At 62.9% G+C, this 16419-nt stretch carries 16 protein-coding genes; 9 read left to right on the forward strand and 7 right to left on the reverse strand.

The window, feature by feature from the left end; genetic code table 11:
- Positions 1–18: 18 nt before the first annotated feature.
- From HMPREF3145_RS06595 to HMPREF3145_RS06610, 4 genes are all read left to right on the forward strand, one after another.
- A complete protein-coding gene (locus tag HMPREF3145_RS06595) occupies positions 19–777 on the forward strand; it encodes an ATP-binding protein (RefSeq protein WP_070422459.1) in 759 nt (252 codons plus the stop codon).
- A gap of 172 nt (positions 778–949) precedes the next feature.
- A complete protein-coding gene (locus HMPREF3145_RS06600) occupies positions 950–1354 on the forward strand; it encodes an ImmA/IrrE family metallo-endopeptidase (RefSeq protein WP_070422460.1) in 405 nt (134 codons plus the stop codon).
- A gap of 222 nt (positions 1355–1576) precedes the next feature.
- Positions 1577–1861 (forward strand): type II toxin-antitoxin system TacA family antitoxin, encoded by a 285-nt coding sequence (locus HMPREF3145_RS06605; RefSeq protein WP_070422461.1) that lies wholly within the window; start codon positions 1577–1579, stop codon positions 1859–1861.
- Positions 1851–2375: a GNAT family N-acetyltransferase gene (locus tag HMPREF3145_RS06610; protein WP_070422462.1), complete on the forward strand. Its 525-nt coding sequence runs from the start codon at positions 1851–1853 to the stop codon at positions 2373–2375. Before HMPREF3145_RS06605 ends, HMPREF3145_RS06610 begins: the two co-directional genes overlap by 11 nt.
- On the opposite strand, the gene HMPREF3145_RS06615 is transcribed toward HMPREF3145_RS06610, so the two are convergent.
- From HMPREF3145_RS06615 to HMPREF3145_RS06630, 4 genes are read right to left on the reverse strand one after another with little or no spacing between them, the layout of a single operon-like run.
- Entirely contained in the window at positions 2372–3106 is a 735-nt protein-coding gene (locus HMPREF3145_RS06615; protein ID WP_070422463.1) for an amino acid ABC transporter ATP-binding protein, read from the reverse strand. The genes HMPREF3145_RS06610 and HMPREF3145_RS06615 overlap by 4 nt on opposite strands.
- On the reverse strand, positions 3107–3778 hold the full coding sequence (locus HMPREF3145_RS06620) for an amino acid ABC transporter permease (protein WP_070422464.1): 672 nt from the start codon (positions 3776–3778) through the stop codon (positions 3107–3109).
- Positions 3768–4421 carry an amino acid ABC transporter permease gene (locus HMPREF3145_RS06625; RefSeq protein ID WP_070422465.1) on the reverse strand — a complete coding sequence of 218 codons (654 nt, stop codon included), beginning with the start codon at positions 4419–4421 and terminating at the stop codon, positions 3768–3770. Before HMPREF3145_RS06625 ends, HMPREF3145_RS06620 begins: the two co-directional genes overlap by 11 nt.
- A 3-nt stretch (positions 4422–4424) precedes the next feature.
- On the reverse strand, positions 4425–5339 hold the full coding sequence (locus HMPREF3145_RS06630) for a transporter substrate-binding domain-containing protein (protein ID WP_070422466.1): 915 nt from the start codon (positions 5337–5339) through the stop codon (positions 4425–4427).
- 322 nt (positions 5340–5661) lie between these two features.
- On the opposite strand from HMPREF3145_RS06630, the gene HMPREF3145_RS06635 reads away from it, so the two are divergent.
- Positions 5662–6084: a hypothetical protein gene (locus tag HMPREF3145_RS06635; RefSeq protein WP_101740970.1), complete on the forward strand. Its 423-nt coding sequence runs from the start codon at positions 5662–5664 to the stop codon at positions 6082–6084.
- 122 nt (positions 6085–6206) lie between these two features.
- On the opposite strand, the gene HMPREF3145_RS06640 is transcribed toward HMPREF3145_RS06635, so the two are convergent.
- The 3 genes from HMPREF3145_RS06640 to HMPREF3145_RS06650 are packed head-to-tail and all read right to left on the reverse strand — an operon-like array spanning position 6207 to position 10861.
- The gene (locus tag HMPREF3145_RS06640) at positions 6207–10028 is read right to left on the reverse strand and encodes a Pls/PosA family non-ribosomal peptide synthetase (protein WP_070422468.1); all 3822 of its coding nucleotides are present in this window, start codon (positions 10026–10028) and stop codon (positions 6207–6209) included.
- Positions 10029–10085: 57 nt separating this feature from the next.
- A complete protein-coding gene (locus HMPREF3145_RS06645) occupies positions 10086–10520 on the reverse strand; it encodes a MarR family winged helix-turn-helix transcriptional regulator (RefSeq protein ID WP_070422469.1) in 435 nt (144 codons plus the stop codon).
- Positions 10521–10564: 44 nt separating this feature from the next.
- A complete protein-coding gene (locus HMPREF3145_RS06650; RefSeq protein WP_070422470.1) occupies positions 10565–10861 on the reverse strand; it encodes a rhodanese-like domain-containing protein in 297 nt (98 codons plus the stop codon).
- 19 nt (positions 10862–10880) lie between these two features.
- Here HMPREF3145_RS06650 and HMPREF3145_RS06655 point away from each other — a divergent pair, with 19 nt between their 5' ends.
- From HMPREF3145_RS06655 to HMPREF3145_RS06670, 4 genes are all read left to right on the forward strand, one after another.
- Complete coding sequence (locus HMPREF3145_RS06655; protein WP_246815330.1) at positions 10881–11588, forward strand: sortase family protein; 708 nt, start codon at positions 10881–10883, stop codon at positions 11586–11588.
- A gap of 129 nt (positions 11589–11717) precedes the next feature.
- Entirely contained in the window at positions 11718–12569 is an 852-nt protein-coding gene (locus tag HMPREF3145_RS06660) for a hypothetical protein (RefSeq protein ID WP_070422471.1), read from the forward strand.
- 45 nt (positions 12570–12614) lie between these two features.
- Entirely contained in the window at positions 12615–14474 is a 1860-nt protein-coding gene (locus HMPREF3145_RS11840) for a hypothetical protein (protein WP_168162453.1), read from the forward strand.
- A gap of 88 nt (positions 14475–14562) precedes the next feature.
- Complete coding sequence (locus HMPREF3145_RS06670; protein ID WP_070422473.1) at positions 14563–16221, forward strand: MFS transporter; 1659 nt, start codon at positions 14563–14565, stop codon at positions 16219–16221.
- Positions 16222–16419: the final 198 nt, after the last annotated feature.

A 16419-nucleotide genomic window follows, 5' to 3' on the forward strand; every position in this document is an offset into this window, starting at 1 on the left:
CTAGAAGGAGTGTTAACCATGAGCAACATCGACGATGAAACAGTACGGGCAAAAATGCGGAAGCTTCGCGTATCGACCTTCGCTGATGTCTTCTACGAGATTGTCAACGACGAGGCCTACGCGGATGCGCTACCAGAGGACATCTTCCTCGCAGCAGTCGAAGAGGCCTACACACAACGGCAACAACGCAACATCGCCAAGGCCATCACCCAGGCACAGTTCCGATACCCCGATGCGAGCCTTGCTGAAGTTACCCGGGCAGAGCAGCGCGGTATCAACATGCGCCAATTGAAACGAATCGCGGCAACGAACTGGCGGGAAAACCCGACCAACATTCACATCCTCGCACCGACCGGAACAGGGAAAACATACATAGTCTGCGCCATCGGCGTCGCCGCATGTCAAGCCGGATACTCCGTGGCCTACTACCGGCTGGACCAACTCGTAGACATGTTGGCGGTCTTCTCACCGACTGATCAAAACTACCTCGATAAGATGCGGAAACTGATCAATGTCGATGTCCTTATCATCGATGATTTTATGACCATGAGCATCAACCAGCGTGGGCAAGAAGACCTGAGCAAAATCATATTCGACCGCGACGGTCGGCTCCCAACACTGATCTCCTCCCAATCGGCCGCCGCCTACTGGGTCGAAGCCCTCCCCGACAGAGTCGGAGCCGATTCACTCGTTAGCCGCCTCAACAACGGCCACCGAATCCGCATCGGAGACTTCGACATACGCAAGGCCACCGCCCCAATAGATCCGGACGAATAAAGCAAACAGCCGGGCCGACTCCGTCGGCCCGGCCCCGGTACCAACTACCCGGAACACGGTAGTACCGGGTCTCCGGAACACCGGTACCAAAAACCCGCGTCTGACACTCGGCCACTGGGTGTATCGCACGTCTTTCGGAACTGGTTGCGGACACGGAGCTGTCGAACGCGCTATGAATTCGTTCGCTGCGCATCTGCTGATGCCGCGCTCCTTTGTAGAACGGATGGAGGCGAAGCACGCAGACAGGAGAGCGCTCGCGATGGCAGTTTCTTCTCAGTGTGGTGTGAGTTGGAGCGCGACGCTTGGGCATCTTGCAAACCTTGGTGTTATCACCGATGAAACCTATGCGTTGGAGGTGGAATGCAAGCCCGATAGTCAAGAATTTCAAAACGCTGGTTTTGCAATCCCGATGGTTAAAGAACCGGATGTAGTTCCTCCTCTGTATCGCAGTGCAGTGCTCAACGCGTATCAACAGAGGAAGCTCACGACAGGGAAAACTCTGGAAGTGCTATTCGGGGCAGTCGTTGAGGAGCAGCTGCCGGAGAGGATTCCACCGCAGGGGAGAAAAGCCTCGTGAGTGAGAGCGGCTGCGCCCGTTGTCTCGTGATTGACACAAGCCACCTCACGCACGAATTTCCTGACAATCTCCGACGCGCCGAAGACCGACGGCGCAAACCGCGGTCGCAAACAGCGCTACCGGATACTCACCACACCGCTACCATTTCCTCCTTTCTAAACACTCTTGCTATCGACATCGATCGTGAGTACATTGTGAGTACATCGCTTTAAGGAGTTTGAAATGGCAGTTAAAGACCGGCGCTTGAACTTGCGTACATCCGCACACCAAGAGGAGTTTTTCCGCAGGGCCGCTGAGGTGACAAACACTTCGGTGTCACAGTTTGTGCTCGACAGTGCCGTGGAGCGCGCATTGATGGTACTTGCTGATCAGCGACTTTTTGTGTTGGGGGAAGAAGGTTTCTCTCGTGTTGAGGAACTTCTCGACCAGCCGGCCGACTTCTCTAAGCTTGGCAAACTTTTCGCTGAGGAGACTCCATTTGGCAAGGAGTTTCAATTTGGCGACTGACGGTGTGCTTCAGCCGCCTCGGAAACTTGTTAAGGCGGATGATCGTTCGAGTTTTCATTGTGGTGAGGTTTCGCTCGATGTGTGGTTTCGCCGCTACGCCATGCAGAATCAACGGGCACACAACTGTGTTGTTTACGTTTCCAAGTGGAATGACCGCGTCGCTGGGTACTATGCGGTCTGTACGGGTGGGATGGTTGCTGGAGCCGCGCCAGAAGCGTTTGCCAAGGGGCGTCCCGATCCGATCCCAGTGTTAATTCTCGCGCGGTTGGCGGTAGATGTGAATGCGCAGGGGAAAGGAGTTGGGAAAGCGCTGCTGAGAGACGCTCTAGCGCGGTGCTTCACTGTGGCTGGAGAAATTGGAGCCGCGGCAGTGGTTGTACACACGTTGGATGAACACGCGAAACGGTTCTACATGCAGTACGCAGAATTTCAGGAGATGCCGGAGCAACCGTTACATCTCTTGCTACCGATTAGAGGCATCAAACAGTTTATGACCCAGCCCGCAACCGCCTAAAACACCAACTGGTCCAGGAAGCGTTGCGCGCGTTCGGACTTCGGGGCGGCGAAGAACTCCTCGGGTGGGGCGATCTCGACGATGCGGCCGGCGTCCATAAACGCGATGTGGTCGGCAACGGCGCGGGCGAACGCCATTTCGTGGGTGACCACGATCATGGTCATGCCGTCCCGGGCGAGGCCAACCACCACGTCGAGAACTTCGCGGACGATTTCGGGGTCGAGGGAGGCGGTGATTTCGTCGAGAAGCAATGCCTTCGGCTGCATCATCAGCGCACGCACGATGGCCACGCGCTGCTTCTGACCACCGGAAAGTTCGCGCGGGCGAGCGTCAGCCTTGGCGGCAAGCCCCACGCGTTCGAGCAGCGCCACCGCCCGCGAGCGGGCCTCATCCTTGTCCGCGCCCTTGACCACCTTCGGAGCGAGCAACAGGTTCTCCATCACGGTCAGGTGCGGGAACAGGTCGTAGGACTGGAACACCATGCCAACGTCGGAGCGGACGTCCTTGAGTTTGGTGGCACTCGACGTGACGTCTCGGCCGTTGACCAGAATCTGGCCGGAATCCACCGACTCCAACCCGTTGACGGTGCGCAGGAGTGTGGACTTGCCGCAGCCGGACGGGCCGATAATGGCGAGGACTTCGCCGGGGTTGACGGACAGGGTGACGTCGTTAAGCGCCTTGTGCCCGTTGGGGTACGTCTTGGGGACATGCTCGAGCGAGATAAGCGACATCTAGCTCCACCTTTCTTCCAGCTTGCGCGCGGCGAGCGAGATGGGAAAACAGACGAGAAAATACAGCAGGAACACCACGCCGTAGATCCACAGGGCGGCGGACGGGTATTCGAAACGGTTGGCATCGATGATTTGCTGCGCCACCTTGAGCACCTCCACCACGCCAATCAGCGCGACGAGCGAGGTGGTCATGATCATGCGGTTGGTCAGGTTGATCGTCGCGGGAATTAGACCGCGCAGCGCCTGCGGCAGCACAACGTGACGATAAAGCGCGCGCCCCTCAATGCCCAGCGCCGCCGCGGAGAGGTACTGGTGGCGCGGCACCGACTCGATAGCGGCGCGCACCAAATCACCGAGCTCAGCTGTGCCCCACAGCGTGAACACAATCACCGCCGCCACCCGCGCATCCAGGTTCAGCCCCCACGCGCGCGTGGCGTCGAAGTACACCAGAAACAGCAGCACCAACTGTGGCATGATGCGCACAAACTGCAGGTAGGTTTGGGTGATCACGCGAACAATTTTGCTTGGCGACGACATCACCACCCCCAACAGCGTCCCCAACACAATCGACAAGCCCATCGACGCGAGCGCGATCTGGATGGACACGCCAAGGCCCATCAGGAGGCGTTGGAAGTTGTTGCCGTCGGCGAGGACTTGCAGATCAGAAAACATTCGCACGCACCTTCTTCTCCACACGTCCCGCGATGAGCGAAACGGGCAGCAAAATGATCAGGTAGAACGTGACCAAAAGCAGCAACGCCTCGCGCGTTTCGTAGGTCTGGCCGATCTGCTCCTTGGCGGTGTAGACCAAATCCGGCAGTGCCACGATGCTGACCACCGAGGTCTCCTTGATCAGGAAGATGATGTTGGCCGTGATCGCCGGTAGTGCAAGCGCAGTGGCCTGCGGGGCGACCACGTGGCGCAGCGCCTGCATCCGCGACATGCCCAGGCTCAAACTGGACTGCAACTGAATCGGGGCAACGCCCTCCAGGCCGGCGCGAATTGCCTCCGCCATGTACGAGCCGCCCAGGAACGCCAAGCCCACCACGGCGCAGGTCTCGCTCTCCAACACGACGCCCATCTTGGGCAGGCCGAAGTACAAGAAGAATAACTGCACCAACAGGGGAGTGTTGCGCGAGAGCTCGATGTACACCCGCGCGACCTGGCGCAGCACAGGCACCTTGAAAAACCGCACCCCAGCCACCAGCGCGCCCACGATGAAGGCGAGCAAAATGCCTTTGGCGGCAACCCTCACCGTGAGGACTGCCGCCGAAGCATAAACCGGGATGTTCTCGGTAATGACCGAAACGTCCATGAGTTAGAGCTGGCCACCCTCAACGACCAGGTCATCCGCGGAAACCGCGTCGCCGTACACCGGCTTCAGGGTCTTCTCGTAAGCGTCGTGGAAGAAGTTCTCCTTGCCAAGATCGACCAGTTCGTTGTTCATCCATTCGCGCAGGTCGTCGTTACCCTTCGCCACTGCGCCCGCGATGGTGTCGGTCTCTCCCAACGTCGGGATCGTCGCAGAGAAGCCGTCGGTCTTCCCGGCCCATGCGAGAGCCTCCGTGTTGTCGGTGACCCAGGCGTCGCCGCGGCCGTCGATAAGCGCGTTCGTCGCCTCGGTGTACTGCTCAAACTTGGTCAGCTTGATCTCCGGGTGGTTCTTCTCCAGGTACGCCTCCGCGGTCGTGCCCTTAACGACGATCACGTTCTTGCCCTCAAGCCCCTCCACGCTATCGATCGGCGCATTGTCCGGCGTGACTGCACCCAACGACACCTTCATGTACGGGTTGGCGTAATCCACCTTCTCCTGGCGTTCCGGGGTGACCGTGAAGTTGGCCAGGATGATGTCGACCTTGTTCGTGTCCAGGAACTCCACACGCGAAGCAGCCTCGACCGGCACATACTCGACGTTTACGCCCAGGTCCTCGCCCAGACGGTTACCGTACTCGATGTCATAACCGGCGAACTCGCCGTTCGAATCCACGTAGCCGAACGGGGACTTATCCGAGAACACGCCGATCTTCACCGAACCGGCCTCCTGGATCGTGGCCACGTCACGGAAGCCCGCTGCCGGCTCCGCGCCGTTCGTTGCGTCGGTATCGCCGGACTCCGCGGAGCAGGCGGTGAGAGTAATGGCGGCGAGGACCGCGGCGGCGCTGGCGGCGAGGCCCTTGCGGGTGTTGCGTGCTGTGCGTGCTGTGCGTGCGTTGCGGGACGGGAAGAGTGACATGACAGTGAACTTTCTTTTGTAAAACTACGGCGGCGGATACCGCTTGGTTCAGTAAAAGTACACCAGTCTGTCTAGTTTTGTGAACTGGGGTGTTCGCTTTGTATTCATGCGGCGCGTTTCGGCTGCTAGAAGTCGTTACCAGGAATTCGTTGGTGCGGGGTTGAAGTGGCACGAACGACATCCCGGTAACGACATTTGCGAGGGAGGTACGGTGCAGCCGATTGGTCGGCATCGCTGCATGGCAGTCGAGTTTGGTCTGTACGCAGAGGCGCTAGTGGGTCATAATCGAAGCCGAAGGCTCGAATTGAGGAAGGAGGCGCAAGTGGATCAGTTTTATACCTATGAACGCTTTGCACAATGGGTGCAATGTGAACTTGCTGCCGAGAATGATTCCTCTTTTGTGGTGCGTGTGCTGAAGCGTGTTGTGTCAGAGATCCGGGATATTAAAGATCACAAGGAGTTCATAGCGGCGCACCGTGAACCGGATACGACTGGAGATGCAGATTGGGATCGTGTCATTCGAGCTGCTGCTGAGATGACGTACTCCGAACGCTTCCCTGGGGAGAGCCCTGGATGGTCTGTTGAGATTTCCGAACCTCCTGAGGCCTGGTTCTACCCGACGAGTCGTCCTTCTCGGTTCGTTTTCAACCTTGAACGGACTCCGATCTCCTTCCGTAAAAGAAGTATCTGCTTGGGTGAGGGAAATCTACGAACGGCGAAGGATCACGATCGCCCGTGGATCTAACCTGAACGGCAGGGCCGTTCCGCTGCTAGATGTCGTTACCTGGATGTCGTTAGTGCGGCCTGGAAGGAAGCGCGCGGACCACGCGGGAGGGGAAGGGAAGAAAGGGCCCCACACCCCACCGCCTACCGCGGCTCGACGGGGTTGCCTTGCCAGACGGTGTTGGTGGGGACGGAGTCGCCACGCATGACCAGCGAGCCGGGGCCCACGGTGGCGCCGGCGCCGATAACGGAGCCCGGTAGGGAGACGGAGTGGGCGCCGAGGGTGGCCGACGCCTCGATGGTGACGGTGTCCAGCGACATCACGCGATCTTGGAACAGGTGCGTTTGTACGACGGTGCCTGGGCCGACGGTGGCGCCGGCGCCCACGGAACACAGGTCGGTTTCCGGGAACCAGTAGGACTCGACCCACGCCCCGGGCCCAATTTTCACGCCCAGCGCCCGCAGCGCCAGGTTCATTTCGCCGGAGCCGGTGGCCCAGTTGAAGAACCATGGCGCGGCGATGACTTCGATGAACTGGTCTTGCAGTTCGTTAAACCACACGAACCACGAGTACAGGGGGTGTTCGCCGGCGCGGTGTTTGCCCACGAGGACCCACTTCGCCACCACGGCGGAGGCCACCGCGACCACGCCGACACCCATCCAGGTAAGCCCGCCGAGCAGGTACGTCCACCAGCCGACGCGCTCAAGCAACGTCACCACGCAAGCCGCGAACAGGGCCGCGAGTACCGCCTGGGTCATCGGGGCTAAAAGGCGCATCGTCTCCACGACACCACGCCTCCGAGCCAAACCCTTCGTCGGTTCGTACGTCGCTTCACCTGCGGCTTCGACTTCCACGCGGCGCATGCGTTCGGGCGGGGATCCCCACCAGTTCGAGTGCGCCTTGGACTTCTTCGGGCTCGCGGACAGCACCGCCACCAGGGAGTGTTTGGCCAGTTTGCGGCCCGGGGCGACCATGCCGGAGTTACCTACGAACGATCGCTTACCGACGACCGCATGGTCCGTCCGTATCCATCCTCCGCCGATTTCGTAGCCGCCGGCGAGGGTGTCGTCGGCAAGAAATGCGCCGTCGCGGACTTCGGTGAGTTTCGGCACCATGACCGCGGTGGACACTTCTGCGTGTTCGCCGATGTCGGCGCCGAGCAGGCGCAGCCAGACGGGTGTGGCGGCGCCGGCGTAGATGGGGAAGTAGCGGGTGCGGGCGTCGTCCATAAGCCGGGTGACGGTCCAGAGGCTCCAGCCGCGAAGCGACCGGACGGGGAACACGCCGGGTTGGACGCCAAGTTGCGCGAGGCGCACGCCGGCCCAGGTCAGGGCGAGGCCGAGGCCGATGTAGACCACGCCGCCGACAGGCGCGAAGACCAGCAGGCCCCACACGGAGCGGGTGTCAACCAATCGCGCCAGGCCGAGCGTCGCCGCCGCACCACCCAGCACCGCCAGCGCGGGCAGCACCGCGAGGACCAGGGAGGTCAGGCCGTACGCAAGCGCCCACATGGGGCGGCGCGGCGGGCGTTCGTTGGGGAAGCGGTGCTTGGAGCGACCCTTCTTGCGCGCGGGTGAGCCGGCCCAGCGGGCGTGCTTCTTCACCGGTTTGTCGCCGGTGACGGTGGAGCCGGCCTCCACGTGGGCGCCCTCACGGATTTCGGTGCCGGGCATAAGGGTGGAGCGCGCGCCCACGCGGGCGTCGGGGCCGATGACCACCTCGCCGACGTGGAGTTCGTCGCCGTCGAGCCAATACCCGCCGAGGTCGACGCCGGGCTCGATGGCTGCGCCCTCGCCGATGGTGGCCAGACCGGTCACCGGCGCGAACGCGTGCATGTCCACGTCCTTGCCCACCGTGTTGCCCAGCAGTCGGGCGGTGACCTTGGCGGCGTTCGCGCTCGCGATGTTCATCGCGCCGGAGGCAGCCAGCCACCGCTCAGCGGCCCACAGCCGCAAATGCACAGTCCCGCCGCGCGGGTACACGCCGGGCGCAATCCGGCCGCGGATCGCCCGCGCCCCGAGCGCTCCGATCGGGATGCGCCCCAGCGGCGTGCACAGCACCGCAAACGCCACGGCCAGCCACGTCCAGGACAACTCAGTCAGGCCCAGCACATTTGCTGCGACCGCCAGCCACGTCACCGCCGCCGACGCCTTCAGGGTCATCACCGGCACCATGAGCAGCGTCTGCGCCAGCCGGGTCGCGCCGGTCACAGGAGCCACAGAACGTTCGCGGGTAGAGGTTCGGGTGGTGTGGGTGAGGTCGTCGATAAGCGATGCGAGCGTTTCCAACCTGGGGTGGTCGTAGAGGTCGCGCACCGCGATGGTGGGCACGCGCTCGCGCAGACGCGCGATGAGCGAGGCGGCAGCTAGCGACGACCCACCTAACTCAAAGAAATCCGCATCCTTGCCCGGCACGTCCAGGCCGAGCACCGCCACCCATGCTTCGGCAACCCACTGCTCGGTCGGCGTCATGCCGACCGCGTCCACGCTGGCGGGCAGCGGCCACGGCAGGGCTTTCTTGTCCACCTTGCCGGAGGTGCGGATCGGTAGTTCGTCCATCACGTGGATGCGCGGCACGAGCGCGGCCGGCATGACCTTGGCGAGGCGCTCGCGCATCTGCTGCACGTCCAACGAAACGCCGTCGTCGGGGGAGACATAGCCGACGAGCACCTTGTCACCTGCGGGCAGCGTTTGTACGGCGACGGCGGAGTTATACACACCCTCGAGCGCGGCCACGTTGGCCTCCACTTCGCCGAGCTCGATGCGGCGCCCGCCGATTTTCACCTGGTCGTCGGCGCGGCCGATAAACGCCAGGCCATCCTCGGTGAGTCGCACGTGGTCGCCGGTGCGGTACGCGCGCTCCCAATCACCCATGGGGGCGTACTTCTCCGCGTCTTTCTCCGGGTCGAGGTAGCGCGCGAGGCCCACGCCGCCGATGATCAACTCACCTGCTTCTCCCTCGCCGTCGCTTGCGATGGCGAGGCCCCAACCGTCCAGCGGCCAACCGATAGTCACGGGCTTGCCGGGGAAGAGCCGGGTTGCGCTGGCCACCACGGTGGCTTCAGTAGGGCCGTAGGTGTTCCACATCTCGCGGCCGTCGGCAAGGCGGTCAGTCAGTTCCTGGGAGCAGGCCTCACCACCCACGATGAGCAGGCGAATGTTGTCCAGGGCTTCCTTCGGCCACAGCCCAGCAAGGGTGGGCACGGTGGAGACGACCGTGATGTCGCGACGGATCAGCCACGGGCCCAAGTCCTGACCCGAGCGCACTAGCGCGCGCGGGGCCGGCACCAAACATGCCCCGTGGCGCCAGGCCAGCCACATCTCTTCGCAGGACGCGTCGAACGCCACCGACAAGCCCGCAAGCACGCGGTCGTCGGGCCCGAGCGGTTCGTCCTGGCAGAACAGGCGCGCCTCCGCATCCACGAAGGCGGCGGCCGAGCGGTGGGTCACCGCTACGCCCTTTGGTTTGCCGGTGGAGCCGGAGGTGAAGATGATCCAGCAGTCGTCGTCGGGGGTGACTGTTGCAAGCGCGCCAAGCTCGCCGCCCAACACACCACCACCAACCGGCGCCTTCACCATCCGCAGGCCCTCGTCGGTCCAGATGGCGTCCACGTCCGCTTCGGTGAACACGGTTTCGGCGCGCTCGTCCGGGTCGTCCGCGTCGACGGGGACGTAGGCGCAGCCGGCGCGCATCGTCGACAAGATTGCGAGGTAGAGCTCGCGGGTGCCGGACGTCATCCGGATGCCGACGCGGCCCCGGTACGGCACACCCTGGGTGCGCATGGCGGTGGCGCGTTGTTCGATTTCTTCGACGAGTTCGGCGTACGTGATTACTTCGCCGTCGTCGATGGCCGCCGCGCCGGGGTGGGCTTCGGCGGAGGCGAAAAGGACATCAATAAGTGTCCGCTCCGGCGGGGCGAGGTGGCTGCGCAGGAGCGGGTTGGGAAGGGGCTCGGCTTGAACCATGCGGATTAGGTTAAACCTATCCGGGGCGCATCGCTCGACTACACGGCGACTACACGGCTATTCCGTCTCGAGCGCTTGCGACAGCTTCTTCAGGTTCTTCAGCTGCTTCTGGGACGACGCTTCGAGTGCGCGCTCCTCGGCTGCAACCACGTCGTCGCCAAGTTTGGCCAGCGCCTTCGTGCCCTTCTTGGTCGCGGCGACGATCTGGCGGCGACGGTCTTTCGGGTCGCGGTCGCGGGTGACCCAGCCGAGTTTCTCCAGCGAGTCGATGAGCCGCACCATGTCGGAGGCGTCGATGATCAGCAGTTCGGACAGTTGGCGCTGCGACATTGGAGCAACGTCCACGCAGGACAGCACCCAGTACTCGCGCATGGTGGTGTCGTGCTTGGCCAGGGTGCGTTCGACTTCGTCCTTGGTGTGCCTGCGCACGCGTTCGATCTGGAAGTGGGGAGACTTCAGAAGAGCAGAGGGCAGTTCAGGAAGCGTCGACATACCCCCACCATACTTCCCTGCGGCGTCCCAATGGTTGGGACGGCCTAATTTTCGTGCGGCAAACCTTGTTCGACCCAGGCGGTGGTGCCGCCCGCGACGTTGTAAATGCCGTCCCAGCCGAGGGCTTGCTCGAGGTATTCGCCGGCCTGTGCGCTGCGGCCGCCGCCCTTGCAGATCAGGTAGATGTCCTGATCCGGGTCGATTTCGCTGTAGCGTGCCACGAACTCGGACAGCGGAATGTTCTTGGCGCCGGTTGCGCGGACGGCGGCGTATTCGTCGGCCTCGCGGACGTCGATAAGTTGCGCGCCTGCAGGGACTTCAGTGACTTGGACATTCTCCATGGCTCGTATGATAGCGCCCGTGACGTCCACTCCTCGCTGGGTTTATCATGTGCGCCGCATTGTCGCGCTGCTCATCGTTGTGTTCGTCGTGCGCATATTGCTTTTCGACGACACCACGCCTTCCCCCGAAACCCCCACCACGGAAGAGACGTCGTCGGAGACGTCGGTTCGTCGAGAAGCAGCTGCGCAGATTCCAGCGGGACGGCCGGTGGAGATGGTTGTGCCGGTGTTGGGGATGCGCGCCGGGTTTGAGGCCGAGGATTGCCGGGTGGTCGATGGCGCGATCGATCCGAAGAGCCTGGATAAGGCGTGTGCGCTGACGGGGGAGGGGTACCCGTACGCGCTGCCGGGCACGGATGCGAAGGATCTTGTGGTCATCGCGGGTCACACGGGTGCGGGGGTGAGCGCGGTGTTTAACAAGCTTTACGACGGCACCACCGAGCACCACAACGTTGCCGTCGGCGACTACCTCTACGTGCGCACCGAAACCTCCGGGCAGGACTGGCTGGTGTACCGCGCGACTGATCTGCACGATCCTGACAAGAAGTCGCTTGCCTCCAACCCGGAGATCTGGGGTGACGGGCCGATGCCGGGCAGGCTGCTGACCATCAGTTGTGTGCAGCCGTCGAACCTGCTGGCCAACTCGGTGCGCAATGCGGTGGTGGGGTGGCAGCTCGAGGGCACCGCTACTGACGACGAGGTGGAAACCGTCTTCCAGCCACGTTGATTTCTGGTGCGTTGTCGCGCCCGTTTGTCAAATTGTGACAAAAGTTTCTCGTGTGACTGGTGTAAAAACTGTCAAGGCACTGTAGACTTCAAGTTGAACTTTAGACTTTCTCAACTTCAGGAGACCACAATGAACCGCCTTCTCGCCGCAGCCGCCGCTGGTGCTCTCGCCCTGGCCGCCCTGCCGATGACAAACGCCAACGCGCAGGACCTGCCCAAGGAAACCAAGGACGCGCGCGGCGAAACCTACTTCCTCAACGAGGAAGGCACCCACTACGTGCCTGACGCGCAGGAGGCGCTCAAGCCGTTCGCGCAGCTCGACTCCGCACAGCAGGAGAAGGCAGTTGCAATTGTCGACGCCGCCGTGGCCGGCCTCATCGACACCGGCGTCATCCGCGACGCCCAGACTTCTGTGCAGGCACCGGCACCCGCTCCCGCCCCGGAGCTCTCTGAAGAGGAGAAGGCTGAGGCGCAGTCTGGCGGCGAGGCCACCCAGGCCCCGGCTGAGAAGCCGCTTGGCGCCGACAACGTCGACCCGGCCAACCCGGACCCGGTTGCCAACGGTTTGGTCAAGTTCCCGCCAGTGGCCACCCTGGACGGCGTGACCTACTTCCTGAACAAAAACGGTCACACCTTCGTCGCCGATGTCCTGCGCGTGAACTCGGATGTCACGCCGGAGGAGATTGCGTTGAGTGATGGGCTCGTCGCAAAGTTTGCTGGCGAAATCGCGCGCCAGGGTATCGAGGCCGCTCGCGCTGCCGGCGACCTGAACGTCGACGTCGCCCCGGCTGCCCCGTATGCCGCCGAGCGTGGCGGTGCCGAGACCGTTGACGCAGCCGCCGCCGACACCGCCGCGACCGCCCAGCGCGGCCTCGCCGCCGAAACCGGCTCTAACACCCTCGTGCGCGCACTGTTCGCGCTGCTGCTCGCATCCGTTTTGGGTGCCGGCGTATACGCGTTCGCGCGCCGTCGTCTTATCTAGGACACCCGACTTGATTTACGGCTGAGAATGATGTTCCCTTAGTTCGTGAATTATAGACATCTGATCGCCACCGCCTGTGCATCCGCTGTGATCGCAGGCGGTGTCGTAGCTCCTGCAACCGCCCACGCTCACGTCGATATCGACCCACTCAGCCGTGAGTGCAAGGAAGCCACTGCTGCTGCGAAGAGGGGCGCGCCGATCCCGCACATGGACCGCTTCGTGTTTAGCGACAACGAAAACGCCCTCGTCGAAAATACCCTGTACCTTTACGCGCCGGATCACCTGAAGCCGCACATCAACCGCGCCACCGCCGAATGGCGCAAGGCCACCAATGAACTCGTGCGTTTCGAGTACGTGGACAAACCCGGCTACAAAGTCGTCACCGTCCAGGAGGCTAACCTCGGCGGCTCCGTAGGTCGCGTCACCGGCAACGTGCACGACATGAAGGTGCTCATCAATCCGGCGACGATCCGTGGAGGACACGAACCGAGCATCACCATGACCCTCGCCCACGAGATCGGCCACGCTATGGGCCTTGCCCACTCGTGCGACGGCGCCCTTATGAAGGTGGGCAACAATCGTGGCAAATCTGCGACCACCCCGCAGGCCCTGGACGCACAGGTGCTGATCCAGCACAACAACCTTAAGCAGTACGGCGGCCGCCCGCCGAAGCCGAGCACGACTGCTGCGCCTGCCCCTGAGACTTCGACCTCGAAGCCTGCACCTGCGCCGGTTGAGCCAACGACGTCTGAGCCCGCACCTGTGGTTCCGGAGCCGTCCACGCCTGAGCCGTCCACGCCTGAGGTCAGCACCGTCGTTACGACGGTCCCGGCCACAACGACCACCGAGGAACCGGCCAGCGAGACCACGGTGATCGAAACTGTCGTGGTTGAGGAACCCACCTCTGCGGAGCCGACCCCTGAGGAGCCCACCCAGGTCGCTCCCGTCGAGGAACTGCCGAAGCCGACCACCCTGCAGGAAGCGTTGGATGCGGTGAAGGAAGCGACGCGTAACTACATCGCCGCGGATGCAGCTGCTACCGCAGCGCAGGAAACGGGCGAAGGCATCGACGAAGCCGAGGCAGCTGCGGATGCTGCCTGGAGCGTCTTGCAGGCTGCCCAGAACAATCTTGAGGAGTTCAAGGCGCAGCACCCGGATGCCACGCTCGAGCCGGAGGAGCCAGTAACACCTCCGGCAACGCCTACGACCAAACCCGAACTCGAGCCGAAGCCAACAACCAAGGCTGAGGTGACGACGCAGCGTCCCACCCCGACCACGAAGCCAACCCCGACTACGAAGGCTTCGGTGACCGCGCCGTCCACGACGACCACGAAGGCGACCTCGACTAAGAAGGCAACCCCGGCAACGTCGTCGAAGGAAACCACGGTGACTACAACGTCGCGTACGTCTACCGTTGTGCCGTCTTCGACTCCGCGTTTGTCGACTAAGACTTCGACGACGAAGGCCACGCCGTCCGCGACGACCACGAAGGTTTCGGAGGCACCGTCCACCACGACTGCGAAGGCGACCTCGACTAAGAAGGCAACCCTGGCAACGTCGTCGAAGGAAACCACGACCTCGCGTACGTCGGAGCAGGTCACGGTGACCACGGCGCCGAGCGCATCCACCACAACCACGCAGGCCACCGAAACCACGACCACCTCCACCGAGACCACCACGGCAGCGGCTACTACGGTGGTGGAAATTCCGGAGGGGTCGGTCGTCGATAAGAGTACGAGCGCGCCGACAACCATCACGGAATCGCTGGAGATCCCGGCAGGGAAGGAAGATGGCTCGGCGAAGTCCTCGAGCACCTCGCCGCTTGCGATCATCGTGCCGAGCATTCTGCTGGTGCTTACGGGCCTCGGCGCTGTTGGGTTTTACCTGTACAAGCACTACTTCTAAACCGAAAGGGTGTGCATTTTTTCGACCGATCGGTTGATGAATCCGGGTGGTTCCCAGGCCTACTGTCGTGAAGGTCGAAAGGAACCCCATGACTACAGTGCACACCCCAACCGCCACCACTGAACAACACCCCGGCCGGTGGAAGGCCCTCGCGGTCCTCGCCGCAGGGCTGGCGCTGATTGTCATGGACGGCACCATCGTTGGCGTCGCCCTGCCCACGATGATCACCGCCCTCGACCTCAGCCTCACCAACGCGCAATGGGTCAACGCGATCTACAACGTCATCTTTGCGGCGTTGCTGCTCGGCTCCGGCCGCCTCGGTGATCGCGTCGGCCGCCGCACCACGTTCGCCGCAGGCGTTGCGCTGTTCATTGGTGGCTCGTTGCTTGCAGGCTTATCGACGACCGCAACCACCCTGATCACAGCCCGCGCCGTCCAAGGCGTCGGTGGTGCATTGGTGCTGCCGGCGACGTTGTCGTCGGTAAATTCGCTCTTCCACGGCAAGGACCGTGCCGCCGCGTTCGGTGTGTGGGGCGCCGTGATGAGCGGTACGGCGGCGCTCGGCCCGCTGCTCGGCGGGGTGCTCACGCAGTACTTCTCCTGGCAGTGGATCTTTTGGGTAAACCTTCCGCTCGGCCTGCTGGTGTTACTGGGTATTTACGCCTGGGTGCCACAAACCCACGGTAAACGCAACGTCCGGGGTGTCGACGTCGACGGCCTGCTGACCTCCGCTATCGGCTTCGGGCTTGTCGTATTCGGGCTCATCGAGGCGACCACACTCGGCTGGTGGGAGAAGAAAGAAACCCTGCACATTGGCTCCTGGTCCTGGCCAGAGAGCTGGACGATCTCGCCCGTGCCGTTCGCCATCGGTATCGGCCTGATCTTCATCGGCCTGTTCCTGCGCTGGGAGCTGCACCGCGCGCGCAACGGCCGCGATGCGCTTCTGGATCTCTCCCTGTTCAAAGTCGGCACATTCTCCTGGGGCAACCTCACCGCTGCCATGGTCGCCGTCGGCGAGTTCGCCCTCATGTTTGTCCTGCCGTTGTTCCTGGTCAACGCGGTCGGTCTTTCCACCGTGCGCACCGGCCTTGTCCTTGCCGCGATGGCATTCGGCGCGTTCGTTTCCGGTGCCTCCGCACGCCACCTGGCGGCTCGTCTCGGCGCGCCGGGTGTCGTCGTGCTTGGTCTTGCACTTGAGGTGGTTGGTGTTGGGCTGTTGGCTGGGGTCGTCGCAACGCAAGGCTCCACCTGGTTCACCGTCGGCGCACTCGTGGTCTACGGCGTAGGGCTGGGTCTTGCGTCCGCGCAGTTGACCTCGACGGTGCTCGCCGGCATCCCCGAAGCGCAGTCGGGCGCGGGCTCGGCCACCCAGTCCACCGTGCGCCAACTCGGCTCCGCCATGGGCGCCGCGATCGCCGGATCCGCCCTGGCAGCGGCGATGGCGCGCACCATCCCGGCCTCGCTCGACGCTGTCGCCGGGGTGCCCGACAATGTGCTGTCCAAGCTGTCCGACGCCACCCAAGCGTCCGCGGGCTCAATGATCGGGCAACTTCGCGACGCCACCCCCACCGACCCCTTCACCGCACCCCTCGGCGACGCCCGCAGTGTGGTTGTTCAACAGTTGTCCAGCGGGTTCGCCGAGGCCGCCGCCTGGTCGATCGGGTTCTCTGCGCTGTTCCTGCTGCTGGGCCTGCTCGGCTCGGTGATGGTGCTGCGTGAGACGAAGAAGGCGCCGGCCGCAGACTAGTTTTCGCTGATCGTCTAGCTCGCCGCGAGGCCAACCAGACGATCACACACATAGTGACCATCATGTTCAACATGAACTGGGGAAATGTGAAGCCCCCTAGCTGACCGTCTAGCTGCATCTGCGGGGGAGCTAGACGACTGCGCAAAACCCCAGAAAACCCCCCAGAAAACCCCAGAAAACCCACCACAGAACAACAAA

The organism is Corynebacterium sp. HMSC05C01 (assembly GCF_001807155.1).
Lineage (GTDB): Bacteria > Actinomycetota > Actinomycetes > Mycobacteriales > Mycobacteriaceae > Corynebacterium > Corynebacterium coyleae.

Bases quoted from the DNA above. Each gene is read 5' to 3' on its own strand.
- HMPREF3145_RS06595 (WP_070422459.1), top strand. From the start codon at position 19: ATGAGCAACATCGACGATGAAACAGTACGGGCAAAAATGCGGAAGCTT.
- HMPREF3145_RS06615 (WP_070422463.1), bottom strand. From the start codon at position 3,106: ATGTCGCTTATCTCGCTCGAGCATGTCCCCAAGACGTACCCCAACGGG.
- HMPREF3145_RS06630 (WP_070422466.1), bottom strand. From the start codon at position 5,339: ATGTCACTCTTCCCGTCCCGCAACGCACGCACAGCACGCACAGCACGC.
- HMPREF3145_RS06620 (WP_070422464.1), bottom strand. From the start codon at position 3,778: ATGTTTTCTGATCTGCAAGTCCTCGCCGACGGCAACAACTTCCAACGC.
- HMPREF3145_RS06670 (WP_070422473.1), top strand. From the start codon at position 14,563: ATGACTACAGTGCACACCCCAACCGCCACCACTGAACAACACCCCGGC.
- HMPREF3145_RS06605 (WP_070422461.1), top strand. From the start codon at position 1,577: ATGGCAGTTAAAGACCGGCGCTTGAACTTGCGTACATCCGCACACCAA.
- HMPREF3145_RS06640 (WP_070422468.1), bottom strand. From the start codon at position 10,028: ATGGTTCAAGCCGAGCCCCTTCCCAACCCGCTCCTGCGCAGCCACCTC.
- HMPREF3145_RS06600 (WP_070422460.1), top strand. From the start codon at position 950: ATGAATTCGTTCGCTGCGCATCTGCTGATGCCGCGCTCCTTTGTAGAA.
- HMPREF3145_RS06660 (WP_070422471.1), top strand. From the start codon at position 11,718: ATGAACCGCCTTCTCGCCGCAGCCGCCGCTGGTGCTCTCGCCCTGGCC.
- HMPREF3145_RS06625 (WP_070422465.1), bottom strand. From the start codon at position 4,421: ATGGACGTTTCGGTCATTACCGAGAACATCCCGGTTTATGCTTCGGCG.
- HMPREF3145_RS06650 (WP_070422470.1), bottom strand. From the start codon at position 10,861: ATGGAGAATGTCCAAGTCACTGAAGTCCCTGCAGGCGCGCAACTTATC.
- HMPREF3145_RS06645 (WP_070422469.1), bottom strand. From the start codon at position 10,520: ATGTCGACGCTTCCTGAACTGCCCTCTGCTCTTCTGAAGTCTCCCCAC.